The organism is Isoptericola sp. NPDC055063 (genome assembly GCF_053608125.1).
Window position 1 is genome coordinate 81,453 of record NZ_JBSGUW010000018.1, and the last position, 13,938, is coordinate 95,390.

Here is a 13,938-nt window from a genome sequence, read left to right on the forward strand (position 1 = left end):
GCTTACGTTGGAACAACCCAACAAACCCCCCCAGTCCCCCCCCCCCCGAGAGTTTGGGGAGTGGTTGTGGGCCTCTGTCGAAAGAGGAAAAGGGGCCAAAACCCCCGCTCACAACGAGGGGCTCAGCCGAGGTAGACGAGGGTCTCGTCGTGGAGGTGGCCGTTGGTGGCCAGCGCGTTGCCGTGCCACGGGCCGGGGGCGCCGTCGAGGCCGGTGAAGCGGCCGCCGGCCTCGGTGACGATGGGCACGAGGGCGGCCATGTCGTAGACCTGGAGCTCGGGCTCGGCGGCGATGTCGGCGGCGCCCTCGGCGACGAGCATGTACGTCCAGAAGTCGCCGTACCCGCGGTTGCGCCAGACCTCGCGCGTGAGGTCGAGGAAGCCGTTGAGCTTGCCGTGCGCCTCCCAGCTGGTCGGCGACGAGTAGGCGAACGAGGCGTCGGAGAGGGTGCTCACGCCGGAGACGGACAGGCGGGACGCCGACGCGAGCGACTTGCCCGTCCAGGCGCCGGAGCCCTTCGCGGCCCACCAGCGACGACCGAGCGCGGGTGCGGAGACGAGCCCCATGACCACCTCGTCGCCGTCGGCCAGCGCGATGAGCGTGGCCCAGACGGGCACGCCGCGCACGAAGTTCTTGGTGCCGTCGATCGGGTCGATGATCCAGCGCCGGGCGCCGCTGCCGGCGGAGCCGTACTCCTCGCCGACGATGGCGTCGCGCGTGCGCGCCCGGTGCAGCTGCGCTCGGATGAACTCCTCGGCGGACCGGTCGGCGTCGCTCACGGGGGTGTTGTCGGGCTTCGTCTCCACGCGCAGGTCGAGGGCCTTGAAGCGGGACATCGTGATGGCGTCGACCTGGTCGGCGATGACGTGGGCCAGGCGCAGGTCGTCCTCGTACGTGCGCGCGGGGCCGCTGGTCGGGCTGGGAGACGGCTGGGTGTACGACACGGTCACACGGTAGCGGTCCGGCGGCGCCGCGCGGGCCCGGCGCGCGGTGCGCGGACGAGCCCGGGCCGCGGCCGTGTCGGGGTGGGCGCCTAGCGTGGCCGCATGACCCCCGCAGCGGAGGGCGCGCGTCCCCGGGTCGTGCTGTGCACGACCGCGAGCGTCGACGGCCGCGTGACGACGGCGCCGGCCGAACGGCTGCTCGACGCCGACGTCCGGCGCCGCTGGGAGTCGGTGTGGCCGCCCGACGTCGCCGGGCTCCTCGAGCGCCGGCACCGCTGGATCGAGGAGGAGCACGCGCCCACGGTGGCCCTGGAGGGCAGCGGCACGTTCGTCGCCCCGGACGCGCCGTCGCCGTGGGCGCCCGTGAAGGGCGACGGCCTGCCCGACGTGGCCGACCACCTGCCCCGCCGCGCGCCGCGCTGGTTCGTCGTCGTCGACGGCCGGGGCCGCGTGGAGTGGGAGTACACGGGCGACGACCGCACGGCGCTCCTGGTGCTCGTCTGTCGCGCCACGCCCCCGGGGTACCTCGCCCGCCTCCGCGAGCTGGGCGTCCCCTACCTGGTCGCGGGCGACCGACGGGTGGACCTTCCCCGGGCGGTCGGCCGGCTCGGCGCGGTCCTGGGTGCGCGGGCCGTGGTGGTCGAGGGCGGCGGGGGGCTGCACGGGGCGATGCTCCGCGCGGGGCTGGTGGACGAGGTCCACGTCGTGGTCTTCCCCGCCCTGGTCGGCGGCCGCGACACCCCGACGTTCGTCGACGGGCCGCCGCTCGCATCGGGGGAGGCGGCCGTCCCGCTGCGGGTGCGCTCCGTCGAGCGGGGCCCGGACGGCAGCACCTGGACCCGGTACGACGTCGTCCGGGACTGAGGTCGGGGGCGGACGGTCAGGCGCTCACGAGGGCGAGCAGCTCGGCGGTGGTGCCGCACTCGCCGAGGCGCGGGAAGAGGCGCTCGGTGGAGTGGCGGTGGTCCTCGGCGGACCGGTCGCCCATGGCGTCGGTGACGAGGGAGACGTGGTACCCGTGCTCGTGCGCGGCGCGGGCGGTGGACTCGACGCCGATGCTCGTGGCGATGCCGGCCAGCACCACCTGCGTCACGCCGCGCCGCCGCAGCTGCAGGTCGAGGTCGGTGCCGTAGAAGGCGCCCCAGTTCCGCTTGGTCACGACGATGTCCGACGCGGCGGTGTGCAGCGTCGGGGACAGGACGTCCCAGCCGTCGGGGCGCGCGCCGCCGCGGGGGGCGTCGGTGCGGCCGGGCACGGCGTCCGCGCCGTCGGGCGCCGCGGTGACGCGCACGAGGACGACGGGCAGGTCGCGGGCGCGGAAGGCGCCGGCGAGCTCGACGCTGCGGGCGAGGACGGCGTCGGCGGGGTGCGGCTCCACGGGCATCGCGAGGATGCCGGCCTGCAGGTCGACGACGACGAGCGCGGTGCGGGGGTCCAGGGCGGTGAAGGTCATGCGGGGATCTCTCCGGGGGTGGGGACGGACGGGGTCGTGGGGGAGGCGGGCCGGCGCCGCAGGGAGCGGTCGACCAGGGTGAGGACGAGGACGGCGGCGGCGCAGCCGACCATCGCCAGGGCGAGGTCGTGCAGGCCGGCGGTGGTGGGTCCGCCCGAGTAGAGGGCGGCGATCGCCGCCGTGGAGACGAGCGCGCCGATGTACATGAAGGTGCGCAGCAGGCCTGCGGCGGCGCCGACGGACGCGCTGTCCGCCTGCTGCGCGAGGGCCTTCTGGTTCGCGAGGCCGGACAGGCCCTGCATGCCGCCGATGCCGACCCCGGCGACGACGAGCACCCACGTCGGGCTGTCGGGCTGCACGACGGCGAGGACGGCGCCGCCGGCGAGCAGGGACGCCGCCCCGACGAGGAGCGCGGCACGGACGGGTGCCCGGCGGCCGGTGGCCGACGCCACGGTGACCGCGACGACCGACGTCGGCAGCATGAGGAGCCCGGCGGCGGCCTCGCCGAGGCCGCGGCCCTGCTCGAGCCACTGCACGTACCCGAACATGAACGCGTACGTGGCGGTGGCCGTGAGGAAGGCGCGGGCGTAGGTGAGCAGCAGCGGGCGGTTCCCGGCCAGCAGCCGCAGGTCGATGAACGGGTGCGCGGTGCGCAGCTCGTGGCGGGCGAAGGCGGCGCCCGCGACGGCGGTCACGGCGAGCACCCACCACGGCGTCGCTCCGACCAGGACCAGCATCATCGAGGTGAGCGCCGCCGCGAACAGGGCCACGCCGGCCACGTCGAGGCGGGTCGCTACGGAGGCGCGCGCGGAGCCGTCGGCGATGGGCAGGTCGGTGCCCGGCACGCGGGGCAGGCGCAGGCCCCCGAGCACGAGGCACGCGACGGCGAGCGGGACGTTGACGAGGAAGATGGCGCGCCAGCCGCCGAGCCCCACGAGGAGTCCGCCGAGCGTCGGCCCCACGATCATGACGACCTGGTTCGTCACCGCCAGGACGGTGAGGACGGCGGCGGTGCCGCGCCCCTCGCCGGACCGGTCGGTGGCCCGCCGCACGAGCGACATCGCCGCCGGGTAGGCCGCGCAGGTGCCGAGCCCGAGCAGCGCGCGGGCGAGGACCAGCAGGCCGAGCGTGGGCGCGAACGCGCCGAGCAGCCCGGCGACCCCCACCAGCGCCGTGCCCACCAGGTAGGGGCGTCGCGGCCCGACGAGGTCGACCACCCGGCCCACGACGGGCTGCGCCACCGCGGTCACCAGGTAGAGGGCCGTCACCAGCCAGACCGTCTGCGCGGCCGGGGCGCCGAACGCGATCCCGATGGGCACGAGGGCCACCGAGATCATCGACGAGTTGATGGGGTTGAGCAGCGAGCCCAGCGCCAGCGGCAGGGTGAGGCGCGTGTCGTAGCCCTCGGGCGCGGCGGTGGCCGGGCGGGAGGCGGAGCGGTGCAGCAGCGTCACGGGCGGGCGGCCCCCCGGGGGAGCGCGGCGTCGGCGTCGTCGAGCAGCGTGCGGTCGAGGAGTGCCAGCACGGACGAGACGGTGGCGAGCTCCTCGCCGGTGAGCCGCTCCTGCAGGGCGCGGGTCAGCCACTCCTGCCCGGCCGAGCGCCGGCCGTCGACGAACGCACGGCCGTCGTCGGTGAGGGACACCACCTGGCGGCGGCCGTCGGTGGGGTCGGGGTCGCGGCGCACGAGCCCGCGCACGTCGAGGACGCCGAGGGTGGCGCCGAGCGACTGGGGCCGCACCCGCTCGGCGGCGGCGAGCGCGCTCGGCGACGCGGGGCCGTGCTTCGCCAGCCGCGACAGCAGTGCCGTCTGCGACGGGGTCAGCTCCTGGTTGTCGCTCAGCTCGATGAACCGGCGGCGCAGCCGGCCGACGAGCGAGCGCAGCTCGCGGGCGGCGTCGGCCGCCGTGTCGGGGCGCGGGGCGGGGGCAGGGGAGGCGGGCACCCCTCCACGGTAGAACTCATCAGCCCAGACTGACAAGTCTTGCCTGACGAATCGTCCTGAACGTTGTGGGCAGGTCAGTCGGCCGAGTGGCGCGCGGTCAGCAGGCGCCGGAACGACGCGACGCGGGCCTCGCGGGCGGGGCGCTCGTCGTCGGACGACGCCGCGAGCCAGTCGTCGAGGGCGCAGTCCGGCGCGTCGGCGAGGTGCGTGCAGCCGCGGGGGCAGTCCGCCGCGACCTCGGCGAGGTCCTCGAACGCCTGCAGCAGTTGGTCGGTCTCGACGTGCGCCAGCCCGAAGGACCGGACGCCCGGGGTGTCGACCACCCAGCCGTCGTGACCGCCGTCCGGCCCGACGGGCAGCCGCAGCGCCACCGCGGACGTGGACGTGTGGCGGCCGCGCCCGGTCACGTCGTTCACGACGCCGGTGGCGCGGTCGGCGTCGGGCACGAGCGCGTTGATGAGCGTGGACTTGCCGACCCCCGAGTGCCCCACCAGCACCGACGTGCGGCCGGCGAGGCGCTCGCGGACGGTCTCCACGCTGGCCGGGTCGTCGCGGCGGGTGACGACGACCTCGACACCGATCGGTGTGTAGAGGTCGCGCAGCGGCGCCGGGTCGGCCAGGTCGGACTTGGTCAGGCACAGCAGCACGTCCATGCCGGCGTCGTAGGCGGCGACGACGCAGCGGTCGATCATGCCGGTCCGCGGCTCGGGCTGGGCCAGCGCCGTGACCACGACGAGCTGGTCGGCGTTCGCGACGACGATCCGCTCGTACGGGTCGGTGTCGTCCGCCGTCCGGCGCAGCACCGACGACCGGTCCTGGATGCGCACGATCCGCGCCAGGGTGCCCTCCTCGCCCGAGGTGTCTCCCACGACGTCGACCCGGTCGCCGACGACGACGCGGGTGCGGGTGAGCTCGCGCGCCTTCATGGCGAGCACGGTCCGCTCGTCCGGCGTGCCGTCGTCGACCATGAGCGTGTACCGCCCGCGGTCGACGCCGGTCACCATCCCGGTGACGGCGTCGGCGTGCTCGGGCCGCTGCTTGGTGCGGGGGCGCGAGCCGCGCTTCGAGGGGCGCGCGAACTGCGCGTGCTCGTCGACGGCGCGCCGGGCCATCAGGCCTCGACCCCGCGCGCGCCCGCGGCCGGCCCGAGCATGCGCAGCCACATCGCGTCGAACCCGGGCAGCGTCTTGGCGGTGGTCGCGACGTTCTCGACCCGGACGTCGGGCACGCGCAGCCCCAGGACCGCGGCCGAGGTCGCCATGCGGTGGTCGGCGTACGTGCGGAACAGCCCGCCGTGCAGGGGGCGCGGCGTGATGACGAGCCCGTCGCGCGTCTCCTCCGTCTGCCCGCCGAGCCGCGTGATCTCCGTGGCGAGCGCGGCGAGCCGGTCGGTCTCGTGCCCGCGCAGGTGGGCGATGCCGCGCAGGCGGCTGGGGGAGTCGGCGAGCGCGGCCAGCGCGGCGAAGGTCGGCGCGAGCTCGCCCGCGGCGCGCAGGTCCAGGTCCACCCCGCGGATCTCGCCGGTGCCGCTGACGCTCACGACGTCGCCGTCGCGGCGCACGTCGGCGCCGAGCCGGGCGAACAGGTCGGGCAGCAGGCCGCCGGGCTGGGTGGTGTCGGCCGGCCAGCCGGGCACGCGCACGGTGCCGCCGCCGACCAGCGCGGCGGCCAGGAACGGGGCCGCGTTGGACAGGTCGGGCTCGACGCGCACGTCGCGCGCCGCGACCGGCCCGGGGGAGACCTGCCAGATGCCGTCGCGGGAGTCGTCCACCACGACCCCGGCCTCGCGCAGCGTGGCCACGGTCATCGCGATGTGGGGCAGGCTCGGCAGCGTGGTGCCGATGTGCCGCAGGGTGAGCCCGCGCTCGTAGCGCGCCCCCGCGAGCAGCAGCGCGGAGACGAACTGGGACGACGCGGACGCGTCGACGTCCACGGCGCCACCCGCCACCCGCCCGGTGCCGTGCACCGTGAAGGGCAGGTGCGTGGGCCGGTCGCCGGCGGCGTCGGTGACGCGCACGGCGAGCGCGCGCAGCGCCTCCAGGACGGGGAGCATCGGCCGGACGCGGGCCTCCGGGTCGCCGTCGAACCGCACCGGTCCGGCGGCCAGGGCGGCGACGGGTGGCAGGAAGCGCATGACGGTGCCGGCGAGCCCGGCGTCGACGTCCACGTCGCCCCGCAGCGCGCCGGGCGTCACGCGCAGGGTGCTCGGGTCGCCGTCCTCCTCGATGCGGGCGCCGAGGGCGCGCAGGGCGCCGATCATGAGGTCGGCGTCGCGCGAGCGCAGCGCGCCGCGCAGGGTGCCGGGGCCGTCGGCGAGCGCGGCCAGCACGAGGAGGCGGTTCGTCAGGGACTTGCTGCCCGGCACCTCGACCGTCGCGTCCAGCGGGCCCGTCGCGACCGGTGCCGCCCAGCCGTCGTCGACCGGCCCGCCGGCGTCGTGGGCGGCGGGGGCAGGGTGCGGCGGCACGGCGGCTGTCATGGCACCGAGGCTAGTTCACCGGCCGGTCACCGGCCGCGGCGTCTCGCTCGTCGCAGGGCGTCCGCGGGCGGCTCAGGCGGCCTCGGAGAGCTTCGCCCGGACGGTCGCCGCCTCGGCCTTGGCGGCCGCCTTCGCGGTCTTGGCCTTCGCCTCGGCGGTGCGGGCGGCGTGCTCGCGCGCCTGGTGCACGCGGTAGGAGACGCCCGGGCGGCCCTCGAGGTCGATGCCGGCGATCACGGCGGCCCCGACCTTGCCGAGGTCCTTGACGAAGGCGGCGGTGCGCAGGCTGCGCTCGGCGCCCTTGCTCGTGAACGGCTGGTGGGCGACGGCGAGCGGCGCGGTGAGGGCGGCCAGCGCGAGGGCCGCGGTGCGCGGGGTGCGCCCGACGGCGAGGAGCAGCCCCGCGGCGGCCGTCGCGGCGCCGTGCGCGCGGACCAGCAGCCCGAGCTGGCGGTCGCTGAGCGGTTCGGCGCCGGCGGCGTCCGTGACCAGCGCGGCGCCGTCCCGGGCGGCGTCCACGTGCTCGGCCGGGTGCAGTGCCGCCTGGATCCCGTCGTAGACGAACGGGGCGGCGAGGAGGGGGCGGGCGATACGGCGCAACAGCATGGGGCCACTGTGGCAGAGGCGCCATCGGCATGCGCGGCGACCGGCGGGCGCGCCGCCGCGTGCGGTCCGTCCCCGCCCGGGGGAGGCGGGTCAGGCGAGCGGCGCACCCTCCCACCAGTCGGGGTGCGACCGCGGCGGCCGGCGCGAGCCGAGCCCGTCGCGGCGGACCGTGCGGACGAGGCGCGCGGCGTACGTGGCCGTCAGCAGCAGGGCGAGGATCAGCAGGATCGTGGTCATGGCAGTAAGTCTTCGTGCATCGCACTCCTGCCACGAGTGGCAGAAGTGCCAGGATGCATCGACATCCCGCCATCGCCGTGGGACGCTGGTCGCATGATCCGCACCGTCGCCGCCGTCGTCGTGCCGGGTGTCGCGCCGTTCGAGCTCGGTGTCGCGTACGAGGTGTTCGGCATCGACCGCACCGACACCGGCGGCCCGGCGTTCGACTTCACCCTCTGCGCGCCCGAGCCCGGCCCCGTGATGACCAAGGGCGGCTTCCCCGTCGTCGTCGAGCACGGTCTCGAGGCGCTCGAGGACGCGGACCTCGTGGTCGCCGTCGCCTACGGCATCGACGACGCCGGCGAGGGCGCGCTGCCGGAGGCCTACCTCGACGCGCTACGCGCCGCCCACGAGCGCGGCGCCTGGCTGTTCGCGATCTGCTCGGGCGCGTTCACCCTCGCGCGGGCGGGCCTGCTCGACGGCCGACGGTGCACCACGCACTGGATGTACACGGAGCGGCTCGCGGCCGAGGTCCCGACCGCCGTCGTCGACCCCGACGCCCTCTACGTGGAGGACGACCGGGTGCTCACCAGCGCGGGCACCGCCGCCGGCATCGACGCGGCCCTGTACCTGGTGAGGTCCCAGGTGGGCCCGGACGCCGCCCGCGCCGTCGCCCGCCGGATGGTCGTGCCACCGCAGCGCGAGGGCGGGCAGGCGCAGTTCGTCGTCGACCCGCTGCCGCGCGAGGGGGAGTCGCTCGCCGGCCTGCTCTCCTGGATGCGCGAGCACCTCGCCGAGGAGCACACCGTGGCGCGCCTGGCGCGCCGCGCCGCCCTGTCGGAGCGGACCTTCGCCCGCCGGTTCCGGCAGGAGACGGGCACGACGCCCGCGGCCTGGCTCGCGCGGCAGCGGGTGGCCCGCGCGCAGGAGCTGCTGGAGTCGACCGACGCGCCCATCGACGAGGTCGCGCGGGTGTGCGGGTTCGGCAGCGCCCCCGTGCTGCGCCACCACTTCGCCCGGCAGCTCGGCACCAGCCCCGTCGCCTACCGCCGCCGGTTCGCCGCCCCGGTCGCGTCCTGAGCCCGCCCGGGGCGGGAATGCGCGGAGGGCCGCGGCGGTTGGCACTCACGTGAACACCCGCACCTCGCCGACGGCCCTCGCGGCCGTCCCCGACGCCGGACACGAGTCCGTGCGGCTGTTCGCCGTCCCGGCCGACGCCCTGACGGCGAGCACCCCGCGCCGGGCGGCCGGCAGCACCAGCCAGCAGACCCCGTGGATCGGAGGACCCCTCCCCGTGCCTGGACTAGGCTCGACGGTGATGACCCAGGATCTGGACCCGGCAGGCGGTGACCCGCTGCACGGGAGCACCGGGAGCTCCCCGGACAGCGAGGAGATCCCCGAGGACACGGAACGTGCCCCCGAGGGAGAGAGCAGCGCGGCACGCGCCGCCCGCTTCGAGGCCGACGCCCTGCAGTACCTGGACCAGCTGTACTCCGCCGCGCTGCGCATGACGCGCAACCCCGCGGACGCCGAGGACCTGGTGCAGGAGACGTTCGCCAAGGCGTTCGCCGCGTTCCACCAGTACAAGCCGGGCACGAACCTCAAGGCCTGGCTGTACCGCATCCTCACCAACACGTTCATCAACAGCTACCGCAAGAAGCAGCGCGAGCCGCAGCAGTCCCAGGCGGAGGACGTCGAGGACTGGCAGATCGCCCGCGCCGCGTCGCACACGTCGCAGGGACTGCGGTCGGCCGAGGCCGAGGCGCTCGACCGGCTCCCGGACTCCGACGTGAAGCGCGCGCTGCAGGAGCTGCCCGAGGACCGGCGCATGGTCGTGTACTACGCCGACGTCGAGGGCTTCCCCTACAAGGAGATCGCCGAGATCATGGGTACGCCGATCGGGACGGTGATGTCCCGGCTGCACCGCGGGCGCCGGCAGCTGCGCGAGCTGCTCGCCGACTACGCCGCACAGCGTGGCCTGGTCCCGGCTCGTGGAGGAGCGTCATGACCGACCCCGTCACCCCCATCCCGCACGAGCGTGCCGAGGGTGAGAACGAGTGCGAGCACGCCCTCGTCCACCTCAACGAGTACCTCGACTCCGAGATGACCCCCGAGGACGAGCAGCGGATGCGCGCGCACGTGGCGCACTGCTCCCCGTGCCTCGCGGAGCTGAGCATCGAGGAGCTCGTCAAGCAGCTGGTCCGGCGGTCCTGCTCCGAGCGCGCTCCGGAGACCCTCCGCGTCCGCATCCACGCGCAGCTCACCGTGATGTCGACGGTGCAGTAGCGGCTGCGCCGAGGTAGTACGAAAAACGCCGAGGTAGTTCCGATGGGGTCGTGGCCAGGGGCCACGCCACCGCCGGAACTACCTCGGCGTTTTTCGTACTACCTCGGCGTGTCAGGCGTTGGGACGCTTGCCGTGGTTCGCGCCGTTGCCCTTGCGGCTACGACGCTTGCGACCGCGCTTGCTCATAGTGGTCTCCTCACGAAGGATGGACGAGGGGTCGGGCCCATGGTCCCACACCGGAGGCCCGGGGTCGGAATCCGGGGGATCCCCGATCCGCCGTCGCGCCGGCCTCTGCCAGGGTGGTCCCGTACCCAGCACAGCCCGAGCAGCACAGGGAGTCTCATGAGCACGGAGTCGTGGGCGGTCGCCGCCCCGCAGACCATCGACGTCGAGCAGGCGACGGGGGTGACGCTCCGCCTGCAGGACGGGCGCGCCGACGTGGTCGCCGACCCGGCGGCCACCGGCGTGCGCATCGAGATGATCGAGGTCGGGGCGAAGCCGCTCCAGGTCGTGCGCGACGGGGACCGGCTGCGCGTCGGCTACGAGTCCTCGGTGCTCGACTCGGTGATGGCCAAGCTGCGCAACCCGCGCCAGAGCGAGCGCGCCGTCGTGCGCGTCGTCGTGCCGGCGGACGGCGCGGTCGACGTCGGCACGCTCGGCGCGGACGTCGAGGTCACGGGCGGCCGGAGGGTCGCGGTGAAGACCGTGTCCGGCGCCGTGCGCACCACCGGCACCACGGGCCCGATGTCGCTCAAGACGGTGTCCGGCGCGATGTCGGCGCAGGAGCACACGGGCGACGTGACGGGCTCGAGCGCGGCCGGCTCGATCGCCTTCTCGGGCGCCCTCGCGCGCGTCTCGCTGAGCACGGTGTCGGGGGCCGCGACCGTCACGGCCACCCAGGCGAGCCCGATGATCACCGCCAAGACCGTCTCCGGCGCGATCGACCTGCGCCTGCCCGCCGGCACCCCCGTGAACCTCAAGGTGCGCGGCGCGTCCGGTCAGGTGGTCCTCGACGGCTCGGTGCTCCCCAGCGCGGGTGCCACCCTGGTCGTGGACCACGGCGAGCAGCCCGCCGACGGCCGCAGCGCCGCCTACCTGTCCGCGACGGTGACGTCCGCGCACGTCACCGTCGACCGTCGCTGACCGACGCCCGCGGGCGTCGGCGAGGAGGACCGATGACCGCACCGTCCGCACCCCACGTCGCCCTGCTGACCGACGCCTTCGAGCGGATCGTGGGGGAGGGCCGCCGCGTGCTGCGGGGCGCCTCCGCCCAGGTCCTGGGGTACCGCCCCGTCCCGGAGGCGAACACCGTCGCCTGGCTCGTGTGGCACCTGACGCGGGTGCAGGACGACCACGTGGCGGACGTGGCGGGCGTCGAGCAGCGCTGGACGGCGGGCGGCTGGGCCGAGAAGTTCGGCCTGGCGTTCGACGTCGCCGACACGGGCTACGGCCACACGCCGGAGCAGGTCGCGGCGGTCCGTGCCGACGCCGCGACGCTGCGGGGCTACCTCGACGACGTGCACGCCGCGACGACGTCCTACCTGACGACGGTGACGGCAGCGGACCTGGAGCGCGTGGTGGACACCCGCTGGGACCCGCCCGTCACCCTCGGGGTGCGGCTCGTCAGCGTCGTCGGCGACGACCTGCAGCACGTCGGCCAGGCCGCGTACGTGCGCGGCCTGGCCGAGCGGGCGGGCGCCTGAAGCCGTGGCGGGGACGAGTGGCGGAGCGCTCCGGCGCCGGTTCCTGTGGCTGCTCCAGCACACCCTCAACCGCTGGACGACGCGGGTCGCGAGGTCCGGCCGGGGGCCGTTCTCCCTGGTGCGGCACGTCGGGCGCACGACCGGGAACGTGTACGAGACGCCGATCATCGTGGCGGCCGTGCCGGGCGGGTTCGTTGCCGAGCTCACGTACGGCGAGGACGTGAGCTGGTACCGCAACGTGGTCGCGGCGGGCGGCTGCCAGCTGCTCGTGCGCGGCCGGGTGCGGCGGGTCGTCGCGATCGAGCCCTACCCGACGGAGGCGGGGCGGCGCGCCTTCGGCTTCCCTGCGCGGCTCGTGCTCCGGCTGCTGCGCCGTCGGGAGTTCCGGCTGCTGCGCACCGCGCCGTCCGGCACCCCGAGGGGTTGACCCTCACTCGTCGGCGGGCAGCCCGAGCCAGGAGTGCCAGCCGGTGTGCAGCACGAGCCACGCCATGAGGCCGTAGCCGGCCTGCCCGGGGTAGGTGGTGCCGTTCGTCGCGAGGTCGGCCAGCCACTGCTCGTGCTGCGCCAGCGGGGTGTAGGTGTCGACGTACGGCACCCGGCGCCGGCTGGCGACGTCCGAGAAGGCGGCGGACAGCTCGGCGATCCGGCCGCCGTCCTCCGGGCGGCCCGGCGGCGGCCCGACGACGAACGCCGGGATCCGGCTCGTCTCGGCCACGTCGAGGATGTTCGCGAGGTTCAGCCGCGAGCGTGCCACGGAGAGCGACGAGGCCACGTCGTGCCGCCCGAGCGCCACCACGAGGCGGTTCTCGCAGGTGTCCTCCGGCCCGAACCGCGACTCCGTCTCGGCCTGCCAGCGCGCGCCGAGCGCCGAGCTGGTCTCGCCGGGCACGGCGAGCGTGAACGCCATCGCCGGCCGCCCGAACCGGGTGCGCGCCATGACGCGGCCCGTGCACCCCAGGGCGCGGGCGTCCCCGACGCCCACGCTGAGCTCGTCGCCCACGACGCAGATGCGCACCTCGGTCTGGGTCACAGAGCCTTCACCGTCCAAGTCCTGTCTCGCAGTTGCGCGGCCATTCTGCCCGCGGCCCGGCCGGGTGGCAGGATCCCACGCCGCGCGGCCCTCCCGAGTTGTCAGGGCCACAGCGAGGTATACGTGCCCGTGGCCCTGACAGGTCAGAGCAGGGTGGCGCCCCAGCGCACGACGTGCTCGTCGCCGGGCGCGAGCCGCACCAGCCGGTCACCGGTGTTGAAGGCATCGGCGACGCAGCTCATCGGCTCCGCCGCGAGGCCGAACCGCTCGTAGCCGGCGATGTGGTCGCCCGAGCAGACCTGCCAGCAGTCCATCGAGCCGTCCATCCAGATGGCCGCCGTGCGCCCGTCCGGGCACCCGAGCCGCGCCCAGGAGAGGCCGGCGTCGTCGCGGGTCGCGTCGACCCACGCGTCGTCGAGGTCCAGCCCGGCCATGGACCGGGTCTGCCGCAGGTCGTAGGGGCCGGCGACGGCCTCGGTGCCGGTGGGCAGCAGGCGGTCGTCCACGGTCACGTGGGTCGTGGCGTCCAGGCTCACGGTGCACGCGTCGAGCGTTGCGCCGCCGGTCGACAGCCAGGGGTGGAAGCCGACGCCGTAGGGCGCGGTCCCGGTGCCCACGTTGCGGGCGCGCGTCACGACCTCCAGGCCCGCCTCGGACACGGAGTAGCGCACCTGCAGCACGAGCTGGAACGGCCAGCCCTTCTGCGCCGGCAGGGCGAGCTCGAGCGTCACCGCGTCGTCGGCGACCTCGACCGGCGTCCATCGGTACCAGCAGACGAGCCCGTGCAGGGCCGTGCCGCGGTCCGGCTCGCTCACGGCGACCTGGTGCGTCACGCCGTCGACGACGTAGGCGCCGTCGCGCAGGCGGTTCGGCCACGGCTGGAGGACGGCGGCGTTGAAGACGGGGACGGGCTCGTCCTCGGCGAAGGGGACGAAGACGTCGCGACCGCCGACGGCGTACTCGCGCACCATCGCACCGACCTCGGTGATGGTGGCGCGGTGCTCGCCGGCGGCGATGCGGAACTGTCGTCCCGACGGGGCGGGGACGACGGGAGATTCTGCGGTGTTCACGCTCACACCGTAGTCGGCACGCCGGATCGTTGCGGGCGACGTAGCGTAGGGGAGCCAGATCTGACGACACGTCCCCTCGCGCGCGAGGGGTCCGGGGCGCCCGCCGCCCAAGAGGAGCCACCCAAAAAAGAGAAGAAGGAGAAAAAAAAGCTCTCCCCCCCCCCCCCCCCCTTTTTTTTCTCCCCCCCCCCCCCCCCCCCCCC

18 protein-coding genes are annotated in these 13,938 nt (G+C 75.4%); 7 read left to right on the top strand and 11 right to left on the bottom strand.

Translation table 11 applies throughout. The features are described from left to right. Positions 1-122 precede the first annotated feature (122 nt). Positions 123-944 carry a histidinol-phosphatase gene (hisN, locus tag ACWF41_RS19555; protein ID WP_380325035.1) on the bottom strand — a complete coding sequence of 274 codons (822 nt, stop codon included), beginning with the start codon at positions 942-944 and terminating at the stop codon, positions 123-125. 102 nt (positions 945-1,046) lie between these two features. Here hisN and ACWF41_RS19560 point away from each other — a divergent pair, with 102 nt between their 5' ends. Further along, entirely contained in the window at positions 1,047-1,808 is a 762-nt protein-coding gene (locus ACWF41_RS19560) for a RibD family protein (protein WP_380325032.1), read from the top strand. 16 nt (positions 1,809-1,824) lie between these two features. Here ACWF41_RS19560 and ACWF41_RS19565 read toward each other — a convergent pair whose 3' ends face one another. The 7 genes from ACWF41_RS19565 to ACWF41_RS19595 form a co-directional block, all read right to left on the bottom strand. Beyond that, entirely contained in the window at positions 1,825-2,397 is a 573-nt protein-coding gene (locus ACWF41_RS19565; RefSeq protein WP_380325029.1) for a hydrolase, read from the bottom strand. Continuing rightward, positions 2,394-3,851, bottom strand: a complete 1,458-nt coding sequence (locus ACWF41_RS19570) for an MFS transporter (protein WP_380325026.1) — start codon at positions 3,849-3,851, stop codon at positions 2,394-2,396. Before ACWF41_RS19570 ends, ACWF41_RS19565 begins: the two co-directional genes overlap by 4 nt. Further along, positions 3,848-4,342: a MarR family winged helix-turn-helix transcriptional regulator gene (locus ACWF41_RS19575; protein WP_380325023.1), complete on the bottom strand. Its 495-nt coding sequence runs from the start codon at positions 4,340-4,342 to the stop codon at positions 3,848-3,850. The genes ACWF41_RS19570 and ACWF41_RS19575 overlap by 4 nt, the downstream gene beginning before the upstream one ends. A gap of 74 nt (positions 4,343-4,416) precedes the next feature. Next, positions 4,417-5,454: a ribosome small subunit-dependent GTPase A gene (gene rsgA, locus ACWF41_RS19580; protein WP_380325020.1), complete on the bottom strand. Its 1,038-nt coding sequence runs from the start codon at positions 5,452-5,454 to the stop codon at positions 4,417-4,419. Next, the gene (gene aroA / locus ACWF41_RS19585) at positions 5,454-6,821 is read right to left on the bottom strand and encodes a 3-phosphoshikimate 1-carboxyvinyltransferase (protein ID WP_380325017.1); all 1,368 of its coding nucleotides are present in this window, start codon (positions 6,819-6,821) and stop codon (positions 5,454-5,456) included. Before aroA ends, rsgA begins: the two co-directional genes overlap by 1 nt. A gap of 72 nt (positions 6,822-6,893) precedes the next feature. After that, a complete protein-coding gene (locus tag ACWF41_RS19590; RefSeq protein ID WP_380325014.1) occupies positions 6,894-7,427 on the bottom strand; it encodes a DoxX family protein in 534 nt (177 codons plus the stop codon). Between the two features lie 90 nt (positions 7,428-7,517). Continuing rightward, positions 7,518-7,664 (bottom strand): hypothetical protein, encoded by a 147-nt coding sequence (locus ACWF41_RS19595; RefSeq protein WP_380325011.1) that lies wholly within the window; start codon positions 7,662-7,664, stop codon positions 7,518-7,520. A gap of 93 nt (positions 7,665-7,757) precedes the next feature. Here ACWF41_RS19595 and ACWF41_RS19600 point away from each other — a divergent pair, with 93 nt between their 5' ends. The 3 genes from ACWF41_RS19600 to rsrA are packed head-to-tail and all read left to right on the top strand — an operon-like array spanning position 7,758 to position 9,929. Next, entirely contained in the window at positions 7,758-8,723 is a 966-nt protein-coding gene (locus ACWF41_RS19600) for a helix-turn-helix domain-containing protein (RefSeq protein WP_380325008.1), read from the top strand. 49 nt (positions 8,724-8,772) lie between these two features. Then, the gene (locus ACWF41_RS19605; protein ID WP_380325005.1) at positions 8,773-9,651 is read left to right on the top strand and encodes a sigma-70 family RNA polymerase sigma factor; all 879 of its coding nucleotides are present in this window, start codon (positions 8,773-8,775) and stop codon (positions 9,649-9,651) included. Continuing rightward, a complete protein-coding gene (rsrA, locus tag ACWF41_RS19610; RefSeq protein WP_380325002.1) occupies positions 9,648-9,929 on the top strand; it encodes a mycothiol system anti-sigma-R factor in 282 nt (93 codons plus the stop codon). The genes ACWF41_RS19605 and rsrA overlap by 4 nt, the downstream gene beginning before the upstream one ends. A gap of 111 nt (positions 9,930-10,040) precedes the next feature. Here rsrA and ACWF41_RS19615 read toward each other — a convergent pair whose 3' ends face one another. Beyond that, on the bottom strand, positions 10,041-10,115 hold the full coding sequence (locus ACWF41_RS19615; protein ID WP_375791718.1) for a 50S ribosomal protein bL37: 75 nt from the start codon (positions 10,113-10,115) through the stop codon (positions 10,041-10,043). A gap of 156 nt (positions 10,116-10,271) precedes the next feature. Between ACWF41_RS19615 and ACWF41_RS19620 the strand changes: the two genes are divergently transcribed. From ACWF41_RS19620 to ACWF41_RS19630, 3 genes are read left to right on the top strand one after another with little or no spacing between them, the layout of a single operon-like run. Next, complete coding sequence (locus tag ACWF41_RS19620; RefSeq protein ID WP_380326665.1) at positions 10,272-11,072, top strand: DUF4097 family beta strand repeat-containing protein; 801 nt, start codon at positions 10,272-10,274, stop codon at positions 11,070-11,072. 32 nt (positions 11,073-11,104) lie between these two features. Next, complete coding sequence (locus ACWF41_RS19625; protein ID WP_380326668.1) at positions 11,105-11,632, top strand: mycothiol transferase; 528 nt, start codon at positions 11,105-11,107, stop codon at positions 11,630-11,632. Between the two features lie 4 nt (positions 11,633-11,636). Beyond that, positions 11,637-12,059 (top strand): PNPOx family protein, encoded by a 423-nt coding sequence (locus ACWF41_RS19630; protein WP_380326671.1) that lies wholly within the window; start codon positions 11,637-11,639, stop codon positions 12,057-12,059. 3 nt (positions 12,060-12,062) lie between these two features. Here the strand turns inward: ACWF41_RS19630 and ACWF41_RS19635 are convergent, their stop codons facing one another. Continuing rightward, on the bottom strand, positions 12,063-12,665 hold the full coding sequence (locus tag ACWF41_RS19635) for a GDSL-type esterase/lipase family protein (RefSeq protein ID WP_380326673.1): 603 nt from the start codon (positions 12,663-12,665) through the stop codon (positions 12,063-12,065). A gap of 143 nt (positions 12,666-12,808) precedes the next feature. Continuing rightward, positions 12,809-13,735 carry an aldose 1-epimerase family protein gene (locus ACWF41_RS19640; protein ID WP_380326676.1) on the bottom strand — a complete coding sequence of 309 codons (927 nt, stop codon included), beginning with the start codon at positions 13,733-13,735 and terminating at the stop codon, positions 12,809-12,811. Between the last annotated feature and the right edge of the window lie 203 nt (positions 13,736-13,938).